The 12,720-nt window shown below is 60.9% G+C and carries 9 protein-coding genes and 1 pseudogene; all 10 read left to right on the top strand.

Annotation, left to right across the window (positions count from 1 at the left end; genetic code table 11):
* Positions 1–464: 464 nt before the first annotated feature.
* Positions 465–803 carry a hypothetical protein gene (locus HFO99_RS15255; RefSeq protein ID WP_020051470.1) on the top strand — a complete coding sequence of 113 codons (339 nt, stop codon included), beginning with the start codon at positions 465–467 and terminating at the stop codon, positions 801–803.
* A gap of 139 nt (positions 804–942) precedes the next feature.
* The gene (locus HFO99_RS15250) at positions 943–1,149 is read left to right on the top strand and encodes a hypothetical protein (RefSeq protein WP_003542611.1); all 207 of its coding nucleotides are present in this window, start codon (positions 943–945) and stop codon (positions 1,147–1,149) included.
* 222 nt (positions 1,150–1,371) lie between these two features.
* Positions 1,372–2,178 carry a pseudouridine synthase gene (locus HFO99_RS15245; RefSeq protein ID WP_222334348.1) on the top strand — a complete coding sequence of 269 codons (807 nt, stop codon included), beginning with the start codon at positions 1,372–1,374 and terminating at the stop codon, positions 2,176–2,178.
* Positions 2,175–2,879, top strand: a complete 705-nt coding sequence (locus HFO99_RS15240) for a phosphoribosyltransferase (RefSeq protein ID WP_261323161.1) — start codon at positions 2,175–2,177, stop codon at positions 2,877–2,879. Before HFO99_RS15245 ends, HFO99_RS15240 begins: the two co-directional genes overlap by 4 nt.
* A 102-nt stretch (positions 2,880–2,981) precedes the next feature.
* Positions 2,982–4,713, top strand: a pseudogene (locus HFO99_RS15235) (SLC13 family permease).
* Between the two features lie 84 nt (positions 4,714–4,797).
* Positions 4,798–5,742 carry a phosphoribosylaminoimidazolesuccinocarboxamide synthase gene (locus tag HFO99_RS15230; protein ID WP_222334346.1) on the top strand — a complete coding sequence of 315 codons (945 nt, stop codon included), beginning with the start codon at positions 4,798–4,800 and terminating at the stop codon, positions 5,740–5,742.
* A gap of 210 nt (positions 5,743–5,952) precedes the next feature.
* Positions 5,953–6,555 carry a TetR family transcriptional regulator gene (locus HFO99_RS15225; RefSeq protein WP_222249986.1) on the top strand — a complete coding sequence of 201 codons (603 nt, stop codon included), beginning with the start codon at positions 5,953–5,955 and terminating at the stop codon, positions 6,553–6,555.
* Between the two features lie 167 nt (positions 6,556–6,722).
* Positions 6,723–7,934 carry an efflux RND transporter periplasmic adaptor subunit gene (locus tag HFO99_RS15220; protein ID WP_222334345.1) on the top strand — a complete coding sequence of 404 codons (1,212 nt, stop codon included), beginning with the start codon at positions 6,723–6,725 and terminating at the stop codon, positions 7,932–7,934.
* 48 nt (positions 7,935–7,982) lie between these two features.
* The gene (locus HFO99_RS15215; RefSeq protein WP_222362078.1) at positions 7,983–11,093 is read left to right on the top strand and encodes an efflux RND transporter permease subunit; all 3,111 of its coding nucleotides are present in this window, start codon (positions 7,983–7,985) and stop codon (positions 11,091–11,093) included.
* A gap of 149 nt (positions 11,094–11,242) precedes the next feature.
* Positions 11,243–12,676 carry an efflux transporter outer membrane subunit gene (locus tag HFO99_RS15210; protein ID WP_222362077.1) on the top strand — a complete coding sequence of 478 codons (1,434 nt, stop codon included), beginning with the start codon at positions 11,243–11,245 and terminating at the stop codon, positions 12,674–12,676.
* The last annotated feature ends 44 nt before the right edge of the window (positions 12,677–12,720 follow it).

Raw genomic sequence — 12,720 nt, 5'->3', positions numbered from 1 at the left:
GTTCCAAACTCGCGCCCAGAACACAAACCAGCAATCCGCCAATCCGCTTGAGTTTCTTTAGAACGAAAGACTTCGTCGCCAGCAGCGCCGCCGCCCTCGTTCAGTGAGTGGGCTTATAGAACTAACCAATCTCATCCGTCAACACACCCAACCAAAGTTTTTTGACATTTTTGTAACAGGTTGATTCGGCTTGTGTTTTGCTGATGGGCATTATCCACAGGACGCGTTTTCGGAACGGATTCTTGAAAATTCCTTTACCGACTGGTCAAAAGTCCATCGGAAAGTCGCTCTTAGCCACCGAAAGATAGTGAAAAAACAGGATCTTGCGCGGCTTTATGGTTAACAGAGGATTAAAGTGGCTCCAGCCGGCAAGCTTTAAATTTCCGTCACACATCAGCGACTGAGATTTCGGAACCTATCACCGAGTTGGGTGTTGTCTTTCCCATTGAAGGAAGGAGACCAACATGGCTGCCAACACCGATGATATCAGAGCATCTGTCAGCAAGGACATTGCCGCACTTCAGCAGGAAGTCTCGCGCCTACAGAAGATGATTTCCGCTCAGGGCGCCGAAGCCTATTACGAAGTGCGCGGCCGCGCCGGCAAGGCTTATGATGAAGCCCTGCCTCGGGCGAAGAACGCGGTCGCCCAGATCAGGGCCGAAGGTGTCGCTGCCGCCGACGCCGCCCGCGAGCATCCAACCGCAACGACCACTGCTCTGGTGCTTGCGGGCGCCATTGGCTTCCTTGCCGGATACCTGCTTTCCGGCAGCCCGCAGCCGCAGCCTCGCCATTGGTGGCGCTAAACAGGCCAATCCACCCATAAACCGGCTTTTTTACGCACCCGCCGATCCGTTTTCGGCAGGGTGCGTAAATGCTTATGTCTTACAAAAACCAATTTTTAATGTGAGCTATGGGAACATAAAAAACGAAGGGAGGACTACCATGGAAAACAAGAGGGCCAACTGCATTATCGAAGTCAGCGTCGACAGCGCCAATGGCCGCTATGCGGTCGGCATCATGAATATGCGCCAAGCACTCGATCTGCCGGAAATGCCTAGTCTGTCCTACACCCATCCGGACCCGGTCAAGGCCGCCGCCGGTATCGTCGTCAGCCGTAAGGAACTGGCCGGCTTTATGGCCTGCCGCTAAGGCAGCGACACCCTATCAAGCCATGACGGCGCTTTATCCCAAAGCGCTGAGCCTCTTTTGCCGCTGCGGTTATTCCCTCTCATTTTTAATTTGCCTTGCTGGCATCCTTACGCCGTTCATGCCAAGAAAGCGGCAGCAAAAGCAGGACTACAGCGCCGCGCGCGTCTTTTCAGACGCGCAGACGACGCTGCAGCACATTGAATTATGCAGTAAGGATGGCAGATGAGGGAGCGGCGCCCACCGCACAAGACGCGTGAGCGGACAAAGCCCGCCGACAACGCCGCGGCTAAGCGGGTTACCCTTCCTCGCGCCCTTTCCAAGCTCGGTTATTGCTCCCGCACGCAAGCCGAACGTCTGATTGTCGAAAATCGCGTTGCGGTTGACGGCCGCACCGTCAGCGATACCTCCGCATGGGTCGATCTTGCCACGGCAAGGATCAGCATCGACGGCCTCGTCATCGCTGCCGAAGCGAAAATCTATCTGATGCTTAACAAGCCCCGCGGTCTCGTCACCACCCGCCACGATCCCGACGGTAGGCCGACGGTCTATGATTGCCTCAGGGACTTCGACATCCCGCATCTCTCTCCGGTCGGCCGGCTCGACAAGGCGAGCGAGGGCCTGCTGCTTTTCACCAACGACACCGAATTCGCCCAGATCCTGCTCGATCCGGTCACGCATGTGACAAAGACCTATCATGTCCAGATCGACCGCATCATGGAGGATGAGGACATTGCCGCCATGACATCGGGCATCCGCCACGATGGCGAGTTGCTGACGGCGACCGCCGCGCGGCGCCTGCGCCAGGGCGACAGGAATTCATGGATCGAGGTCGAGCTTGACGAGGGCCGCAACCGCCAGATCCGCCGCATGCTGGAGGCGCTGGGAACTGAATGCATGCGCCTCGTGCGCGTCGCAATCGGCGGGCTCGAACTCGGCGAACTGCCAAAAGGCGCCGTGCGTGCGCTGAGCGAACCGGAATTGCAGGCGCTGCGCCGGAGAACCGGCATGGAAAGGACGAGACGCAATTGACTGCTGCGACGGAGATGGCGCCGCACGATTTCTGGCAGGAGCTTCACCCGCCCGGCACCTTTGCCGGCAATGGGGAATTTACCTCCTTCTATGTCGCCGTGCTCGAAGACGGTCGTCAGCTTTGCCTGCCGATCCGTGTGCTGGCGGATGGCGATCACGCCCTCGCCTCGCTGATCGTCAACCAGGCAAGCTTCGCCGTGCTCGATGCGCTTGCCGAAAGCCTTGCCGAAATGATCAGCTCCATGCGCATCGATGTCGTCGCCGGCCTGCCGACACTCGGCCTGACGCTGGCCGCCGCCGTGGCGCAGAAGCTCGGCCATGACCGCTACGTTCCGCTCGGCACCTCGCGCAAATTCTGGTATCGCGACGAGCTCTCCGTTGCCCTGTCTTCGATCACCACGCCGACACAGCAGAAACGCCTCTATATCGATCCGCGCATGTTGCCGCTGCTTGAGGGACGGCGCGTCGCACTCATCGATGACGTCATTTCCAGCGGCGCATCGATCGTCGCCGGTCTTCATCTGCTGACAGGCTGCGGCATCGAACCCCTCGTCATCGGAGCGGCCATGCTGCAATCGGAGCGCTGGCGCGAAAGCCTCACAGCTGCCGGGCCGCAATGGATCGCGCGCACCGTCGGCGTCTTCGCAACCCCCATTCTGGAGCGGAACGCCATGGGCCGGTGGCAGGCACCACCAGCCTGACGCGAGATATGAGGATTGTTCAATCTTTGCCTGAAGGCGCTCTGTACAGCGCATGAGGAACGATTACAGTCCCGCCTGATCGATGAAACAACGGACCCGCCTATGTCGTTCGAGCAAGCATCCCTGCTGATCCTTCTGCTGGCGATGCTCATTCTCTTCTCGCTCGATCGCATCCGTATCGAAGTGGTCTCGATCGCCGGCCTGCTTGCCGGCTATGCGCGGCCTTTATCCCGCCGACCAGATCTTCACGGGCTTCGCCAGTCCCGTCGCCATTACCGTCGTCGAGATCCTGCTGATCGTCCAGGTGCTGGCGCGCGCCAGGCTCTTCGACAGTCTCGCCGCCCGTTTCGCGGCCGTAAAACCCTCGGACTTCACGGTCATCGCCGGCACTTCCGCGCTCGCCGGCTTCATGTCCATCTTCATGAACAATATCGGCGCCTTTGCGATCACCCTGCCGGTGGCGTTGCGCCTTGCCACGGTCCTGACGTTCCCCCGCCGCCAACTTGTCATGCCGGTCTCGTTCGCGGCCCTGCTCGGCGGCCTCGTTTCGCTGATCGGTACGCCGGCCAACCTGCTCGTCAGCGATGCGCTTACCAGGACGACCGGAACCGGCTTTCGCTTCTTCGATTTCGCCTATGTTGGCCTGCCGGTCGCAATCCTTGGCATTCTACTCGTCGCCTTTCGCGTGCAGCACCTGTTTCCGGAACCGGACGAAACACCCGCAACGATCTCCCCGGCGGCGCGGCGCATCGTCGTCGAGCGTCGCATCCCTGACGTCTCGCCGCTGATCGGCGCAACGATTGCCCGGCACGGTTCGCCATCAAGCCGCACGCGCTGATCCGTGACGACAACTTTGCATTCGGTCCACTCGACCAGTTGGTGATCGAACCCGGCGACGTACTGCTTGCCGAGGGCGCCGATGCGACCTTGCCGATCTTGCCGCCACACAGTCGCTGACGGCCGACGTCCACGCGCTTGGCCTGCAGCCGGATTTCACCCGTATCGAAGCCGTGGTCATGCCGGAAAGCACGCTGGTCGGTTCGCGCGTCCGCTCGCTTGAAGTCTTCCATTCTCGCTGCGTTGCTGTCACCGCTCTTTCCATGCGCGCGCCGCGCATCGAGGGCCGCTTCCTCGACCTGCAATTGTCAATCGGCGATATATTGATGCTCGAGGGGCGGCGCGCGGCGATTGCCGAAGCGCTGGAGGGAAGCGAGTGCCTGCCGCTCGCCTCGACAGCACCGGCCGAACCGGCTCTCTTCTCCTGGCGGCCCTTCGCGCTCTTTGCCTGCGGCGTCGCCGCCTCCGCGGCCGGCCTGCGTCCCGACGTCGCTTTTGCCGGCGTCGTGCTCGTGCTCGCCCTGCTCAATCACCTCAACATCCGCCAGGCGATGGCCGATCTCGATTGGCCGATCATCATCATGCTCGCGGCGATGATCCCGATCGGCCAGGCGGTGGCGAGCACCGGAGCGGCCGAGACCATCGCCGGCTGGCTGAGCCTCGTCGTGCCGATCATCCATCCGCTCATCGGCATCGCCCTCATCCTCTTCCTCGCCATGACGTTGACGCCTTTCGTCAACAACGCGACGGTCGCAATCGTCCTGACCCCGATCGCACTTGAATTCGCAAGAGCCGGCCGGCATCCGCCTGACGCTTATCTGATCGCGGTCGCCGCCGGCGCCTCCCTGGACTTCCTGACGCCCTTCGGCCATCACAACAACACGCTGGCAATGGGGATCGGCGGCTACCGATGGGCGATTTCCTGCGCGCCGGCTGGCCGCTTGCCGCCACAAGTTACGGCCTCGCCCTGCTTCTTACCGCTCTGTTCTGGCTGTGATGCGATACCCGATCGGCTTGACTTCCCCAGCAATGAAACTAGAGCAGGAAGTCTTCACCCAATAATAAAGGACAGTCGAACGCCGTGCGAATTCTCTCCGAAGCCCATTTCCCGGAATTGCCCAACTATTACCGCGGCAAGGTGCGCGAGAATTACGATCTTCCGGACGGACGGCGCATTATTATCAGCACCGACCGGCTGAGCGCTTTCGACCGCATCCTCACCTGCATCCCCTATAAGGGCCAGGTGCTCACACAGACGGCGCGCTACTGGTTCGAGGCGACGAAGGACATCTGCCCGAACCACGTTCTCGACTATCCCGATCCGAATGTCGTCATCGGCAAGCGGCTCGACATCCTGCCGGTCGAGATCGTCGTGCGCGGTTATCTTGCCGGCACCACCGGCACCTCGATCCTGACGCTTTATAAAAAGGGCGAACGCGAGATGTACGGCATGCGTCTGCCCGGCGGCATGCGCGACAACCAGATCCTGCCGGAACCCGTCATCACGCCGACCAGCAAGGAATTCGACGGCGGTCACGACGAACCGCTGACGCCGGCCGAAATCGTCACGCGTGGCCTTCTCACGACAGAGCAATGGCAGACGCTGTCGACATATGCGCTCGCCCTCTTTGCCCGCGGCCAGGAGATGGCGGCGAGAAACGGCCTGATCCTGGTCGATACCAAATACGAATTCGGTACTGATGGTGACGGCAACATAATCCTCGCCGACGAGATCCACACGCCGGACAGTAGCCGCTACTGGCTTGCCGAAAGCTATCCGGCAAGCTTTGCCGCCGGAAAACGCCCGGAAAGTTTCGACAAGGATTTTGTCCGCGCCTGGGTGGCGGAGCGCTGCGATCCCTATAAGGACGAGATCCCGGAAATTCCCGCCGAACTGATCGAGCAGACCTCGGCCGTCTACATCAAAGCCCACGAGGCGATCACCGGCGAGCGTTTTGTTCCAGACAACAGCGGCGAGACGCCGCTTGCCCGTGTCCGAACCAACCTCGCCCGCTATTTCCCTTGAAAAGACGAATGCGAAGGCCGCCAAGCCGTTCACCGGCTTGCGGCGTTTCGCCCAATCGCGCTAGAGCGCCGCGCGTCCGACAGGACGCGCTAAGGACGCTTTATCACTTTGAATTGGCGCATAATCCTTTCCGAAAATCGATTCCGATTTTCGGGGTAATGCGCTAGCATTGCCAAAAAGGGGTATCGGGCTCAGCCCGGCGGGGAACAAATGACAAGAAGGCCAAGACGCAAGGCCGAGGAAACGCGGGAAGATATTCTCTCAATGGCGGAGATGCTGTTTCGCGAGCGGGGCTTCGTTGCGGTGTCGATCGCCGATATCGCCGGCGCGCTCCACATGTCGCCCGCCAATGTCTTCAAGCATTTTCGTTCCAAGGTGGCGCTCGTCGATGCGATCGCCGGACGCCATCTCGACGATGCCGCTGAGCGCTTCGCGGCCTTCGATGAGAAGCTGCCGCCAAAGGAAGAACTGCTCCGCTTCATCCTGCGCCTGCTGGAAAGCCACCTGCAGGACATCCAGAAGAACCCTTACATCTTCGAAATGGTACTTTCGACGATCGAAGCCAAACTCGAGGCCGGCAATCGCTATCGCGCCCGCATCGAGGTGAAACTCGGCGAGATCATCCGCGAAGGCATGGCGGAGGGAAGTTATCATTGCCGCGATCCCGAGAGCGCGGCGCGTACCGTTGCAGACGTCCTGGCCTGCGTGCTGCACCCTGTCCTGATCGCTCGCGACGACAAGGAGACCCTTGTGCACCGCGCCGAAAAAATCGTGTGTTTCGTCGATGCCGCACTGCAAAATAGCGCTTGCTAAGTGATGATTGCTGAATTACGTCACTTCGTAAAGCTTTTGTTAAATTCGGATAACGGCATTTGAACCCAAACCAATCCTGACGCTTATACAAGCCTGTACTCGGCCCAGCCGAGCGCTGGACCGAGCGCGTAGATTGAATGGCGAATGCCACCGCACAGGAATTCAGCATGATACGGCGTGCCCTCCTCGTCTCCTCGGCCCTGGCATTCGCAGCCCTTCTCGCCGCCTGCAGCGACAGTGGCTCCAAGCCCGCGGGCAATGCGGGCGCAGGCGCGGCACAGCAGGCTGCCCCGGTCGGCGTGATCGCGTTGACGAAGGGCACGTTCCCGATCACCACGATCCTGCCTGGCCGTGCCGAGACATTTCAGACCGCCGATATCCGGCCGCAGGTGAGCGGCCTGATCCGCGAGGTAGCTTTTAGGGAAGGCGGCGAAATCAAGAAGGGTGACCTTCTCTACCAGATCGAGGATGCACCCTACATAGCTGCCGTCGAGCAGGCCAAGGCGGCAATCTCTAAGGCGCAAGCCAGCGTACCGAGCGCTGAAAGCAATCTCGACCGCTACCAGCGCCTCGTCGGCAGCGGCGCCACCCAGATCGAATATGAGACGGCAAAGACGACGCTGCTCCAGGCCAAGGCCGAAGTCGAGTCGGCGAAGGCCGCGCTTTCCGCTGCACAGATCGACCTCGACCATACCAGGATCGTCGCCCCTTTCGATGGCATCATCGACCAGACGGCCGTTAATGTCGGCAACGTCGTCTCTGCCAACCAGACGACGGCGCTGACGACGATCCGCCAGCTCGATCCGATCTATATCTCTCTGACGGAATCGAGCACCAACCTGCTGAGGTTGCGCGATGCGATGGCCGCCGGCGACATCGAGGGTGCGGAGAACGTCGCCTTCCACCTGATCCTCGAAGACGGCAAGGAATACAATCAGCAAGGCAAGCTCGACATGTCGAAGCAGGTCGTCAGCGAGACCACCGGCACCTTCATCATTCGTGTGCTCTTTCCCAATCCCGACCGTATCGTGCTGCCCGGCATGTATGTCCGCGCAACCGTCGAGCTCGGCGCCGAGGCCGGTTATGCGCTGCCGCAGTTGGCGACAAGCCGTGACGCCAACGGCAGGCTGACGGCACAATTCGTTTCCGCCGACGGCAAGGTCGAAACCCGCGCCTTCGAGAACAGCTCGCCCTCCAACAATTCCTGGCTCGTGACCGAAGGCATCAAGGACGGCGATCAGCTGATCGTCAGCGGCCTGCAATCGATCACCTCCGGCATGCCGGTGAAGCCGGTCCCGATGAAGATCAACGACAACGGCGTGGTCGTGGCTGCCGAGCAGCCCGCGGCCGGTGACGCGCAGAAGCCCGCAGCGAAATAATCGCTGCAGGCCCGCATCGTCACCGTCTCAGCCGCACAGGAACAACCGATGGCCAAGTTTTTCATCCGACGTCCGATTTTCGCCTGGGTCATTGCGATCACCATCATGCTCGCCGGCCTGCTGGCGATTTTCACGCTGTCGATCTCGCAATATCCCGACATCGCCCCGACGACGGTTCGCATCAACGCCACCTATCGCGGCGCCAGCGCCGAGACCGTCGAGAAATCGGTGACGACGATCATCGAGGACGGCATGACCGGCCTCGACGACCTCACCTACATGACCTCGACCTCATCGACGGGTTCGGCCAGCATTCAGCTCACCTTCGGGACGAGCGCCGACCCCGATATCGCCCAGGTGCAGGTGCAGAACAAGCTGCAGCTGGTTCAGTCGCAGCTTCCAAGCGATGTCATCGATGCCGGCATCAGCGTCACCCGCTCGACCTCGAGCATCCTTCTGGTCGGCTCGCTCGTTTCGACCGACGGCAAACGCAACTCCGTCGACCTCGGCAATATCATGTCGACCTCGATCGAGGATCAGATCCAGCGCCTGGAAGGCGTCGGCAGCATCAACGTCTTCGGTTCAGGATACGCCATGCGCGTCTGGCTCGATCCGTTCAAGCTGCTGAAATACCAGCTGACGCCGAGCGACGTGACGTCAGCCATCCAGGCGCAGAACACCCAGGTCTCCGTCGGTTCGCTCGGTGCCCAGCCGACGATCCCCGGCCAGCAGCTTAACGTCACCATCACCGCCCAAAGCCAGCTGACCACCGTCGCCGATTTCGAGCACATCATCCTGAAGGTCGAAAAGGACGGCGCGACGGTGCGCTTGAGCGACGTCTCGCGTATCGAGATCGGCCAGGAAAGCTATGGGGGCAGTTCGCGGTACAACGGCCAGCCGTCGACCGGTTTCGCCGTCAACCTTGCGATCGGCGCCAACGCCATCGATACCGCCGCCCGCGTGCGCTCCGCGCTTGAGGTTATCGGCCGTGGTCTGCCGGCGGGCGTCGAGATCACCTATCCCTATGACACGACACCCTTCGTGGAGCTGTCGATCGAGAAAGTTGTCCACACGCTGATCGAAGCGATCGTGCTCGTCTTCGTGGTGCTGCTCGTCTTCCTGCAGAATCTGCGTGCGACGCTGATCCCGACGATTGCCGTTCCCGTGGTGCTGCTCGGCACCTTCGGGGTGCTGGCGGTCACCGGCTACTCGATCAATACCTTGACGATGTTCGCCATGGTGCTGGCGATCGGCCTTCTCGTCGACGACGCTATCGTCGTCGTCGAAAACGTCGAACGCATCATGTCCGAAGAGAAGCTTTCGCCGCTCGAAGCGACGGAAAAATCGATGGGCGAGATCACCGGCGCCATCGTCGGCATCGCGCTCGTGCTGACCGCGGTCTTCATTCCAATGGCCTTCTTCGGCGGTTCGACCGGCATCATCTATCGGCAGTTCTCCATCACCATCGTCTCGGCCATGCTGCTGTCGGCGCTCGTCGCCCTCGTGCTGACGCCTGCACTTTGCGCCACGATGCTGAAGCCGGTCAGCGAACACAGGAAGCACCGCGTCGGCGACTGGTTCAACCGCAACTTCACGCGTTCGACCAACCGCTATATTAGCGCCATCGGCTATCTGCTGAAACGGCCGATCCGCGTCATGCTGCTCTTCCTTCTGGTCGGCGCCGGCTGCGCCTATCTCTTCACCCGCCTGCCGAGCTCCTTCTTGCCGCAGGAAGACCAGGGCGTGCTGTTGACCATCGTCACCACGCCGCCTGGCTCGACTACGCAGCAGACCCAGGCCGTCGTTGAGAAGGTGGAAAACTATTATCGCCAGAATGAGAAGGATGCCGTCGAATCCGTCTTCGGCGCCCTCGGCTTTGGCTTCAACGGCTCCGGCCAGAACAGCGCCATCGTATTCACCAAGCTCAAGGATTTTTCGCTACGCACCGATCCAAATTTGAGCGCCCAGTCGGTTGTCAGCCGGGCGCTTCGCAGCTTCTTTGCGATGCGCGAGGCACAGGTCTTCGCGCTCCTGCCGCCGGCAATTCAAGGCCTCGGCGTGTCGAGCGGCTTTTCCATGTATCTCGTCGATACCGGCGGCCACGGCAACGACGCTTTGACGGCAGCCTCCAAGCGGTTGATCCAGATGGGCAACAGCTCGGGTAAAGTCGTTGCGCTGCGCAGCAGCAACAAGGAAGTCGAGCCGCAGATGCGCATCGTGCTCGATCAGGAAAAGATCGGCGCCATGGGCGTCGACATCGCCTCGGTCAATTCGATGCTGTCGATCATCTTCACCGGCCGCGACGTCAACGACTTCACGTTGAACGGCGAGATCAAGCCGGTCTACGTCGAGGGCGATGCGTCCTTCCGCATGCAGCCGAGCGATCTCAACCACTGGTACGCCCGCAACAATGACGGCGAAATGGTGCCCTTCTCCGCCTTTACCCGCACCGAGTGGGTGAAGGGCGCGCCCTCGCTTGCCCGCTTCAATGCCGTCAGCGCCATTCCGCTTGACGGCGCTTCCGCACCTGGGGTTTCCTCCGGCGATGCGATGAACGAAATGGAAGCCCTGACCAGTGAGCTCGGCGGCGGCTACACAGTCGCCTGGCAGGGAATTTCCTATCAGGAGCGCCTTTCCGGCTCGCAGGCGCCGATGCTTTATGCGATCTCGGTTCTCGTCGTCTTCCTCTGCCTGGCAGCGCTTTACGAAAGCTGGTCGATCCCCTTCTCGGTGATCATGGCGGTGCCTGTCGGTATTCTCGGGGCGCTGTCGGCGGCAACTCTCTTCGGCCAGGCGAACGACGTCTATTTCAAGGTCGGTCTGCTCACCACCATCGGGTTGGCGGCGAAGAACGCGATTCTGATCGTCGAATTCGCCAAAGATCGCATGGAAAGCGGCATGGGGCTCTACGAGGCGACCTTGGAAGCGGCCAGATTGCGCCTGCGGCCGATCATCATGACCTCGCTTGCCTTCATTCTCGGCGTCGTGCCGCTGGCGATCGCGACAGGCGCGGGCTCGGCGGCACAGAATGCCATTGGTATCGGCGTTCTCGGCGGCATGCTGGCGGCGACGATGCTCGGAATTTTCTTCGTGCCGTCGTTTTTCGTCGTCATTCGACGCATCTTTGCCACACGCGGCAAAAATGCGGCAGGACTGTGATATAAATGCACTGTGATATTGCTGTTCCCGTTGCTACATTGCGCCCGACTGCTTCGGAATGGTGTTTTGGCAGATCGAGGCGCGGCGGCCGATAGTGAAGCATGAAGCTTCGGACAAGAATTGACTTGCTCGAGTACAGGATGAAATGAATGGTATCTCTTCGTTTTGCCACACCGGCATTATTGTTATTGTTGTCGGGCTGCGTTGTAGGCCCGGATCATGTTCCTCCTGAGATGCCGCTGCCCGCCAAATTCGGAGAGGGTGGGACCAAGAGTGATGGCGATGTTGCTACTGCAGCATGGTGGACCGCCTTCAAGGATTCAAGACTGAACGGCTACGTCAAGGCCGGCCTCGATCAGAACCTGACAGTTCAGCAGGCGATCGAAAGAATCAACGCAGCTTCTGCAAACGTCACCACCGCCGGCGCCGGCGGCCTGCCGAGCCTGACGGTCGGCGCCTCGCAGACGGTCAGCGGCGAAAAGGGCGAGCTGCGCACGCAGCTCGACACGCGCCACACCAGTGCCGGCGAAGTCCAGCTGAGCTGGCTGCTCGATCTCTTCGGGCTCTACAAGCGCAGTACGGAGAGCGCGCTTGCCTCGCTCGATTCCGCTTACGCATCGGCTGACGTTGCCAGGCTGACCCTCATACAGGACCTTGTCTCGAGCTATATCGACGTTCGCTTCTTTCAGCAGCGCCTGGCGCTTTCGAAGGCCAACCTGAAGTCTCGCCAGGAAACCTACGAACTCACCAAGTTCCAGCTGGAAGCCGGCGCCGCCTCGCGTCTTGACGTCGTTCAGGCAGAAGGTCTCGTCCAGTCGACGCTCGCCGAAATTCCCGGCCTCGAAACCAATATCCGCATTTCCGCCCATCACATCGCCACGCTGCTCGGCCTGCCGGCTTCGGCTCTTGTCGATGAATTGCTGAAGGGCTCCGGTCAGCCGGTATTCCGCGGCGGCATCACCTCCGGCATCCCGGCCGACCTGATCCGCAATCGTCCGGACATCCGCGTCGCGGAACGTGATCTTGCCGCCGCAACGGCCAATATCGGCGTTGCCCAGGCGCAGCTTTATCCGAGCATCTCGCTTAGCGGCTCGATCTCGCCGACCTACATCAACCAGCGTGGCGTCCATGGCGGCCTGACGCCCTGGTCCTTCGGCCCGACGCTCAACCTGCCGATCTTCGATGGTGGCCGGCTTCGCGCCAACGTCAAGTCGGCACAGTCCGATGCCGCCACTGCCTATCTCAACTGGAAATCGACGGTGCTGACTGCGGTCGAGCAGGTCGAGAATGCGCTTTCGGCCGTCCGGCGTGACGCACAAACGGTCGCGGCGCTTCAGGCCCAGGTGAAGACCACGCAGGAAACGCTGGAACTTTCGACTGCATCCTACAAGGACGGCGCCTCCTCGCTGCTCGACGTTCTCGACGCGCAGCGCCAGGTTTCGCTGGCCCAGGCAAGCCTTGCCGCATCCGTCCAACAGATGGCAAAGGACTATGTCTCGCTGAACATCGCAGTCGGCGGTGGCTTCGCCCCCGGCGGCAAGACGACCGCACCGGCGGCGAAGATTGTGGCTGTCAAGGGCTGACAGCTGCTGCAATCGAACTGAGAAGTACAAAGCCTCGCGATCGC

The organism is Rhizobium leguminosarum (assembly GCF_019798305.1).
Classification (GTDB): domain Bacteria; phylum Pseudomonadota; class Alphaproteobacteria; order Rhizobiales; family Rhizobiaceae; genus Rhizobium; species Rhizobium leguminosarum_U.
The sequence above is the reverse complement of the archived record's forward strand: the minus strand, read 5'-3'. Positions and strand labels throughout refer to the sequence as shown.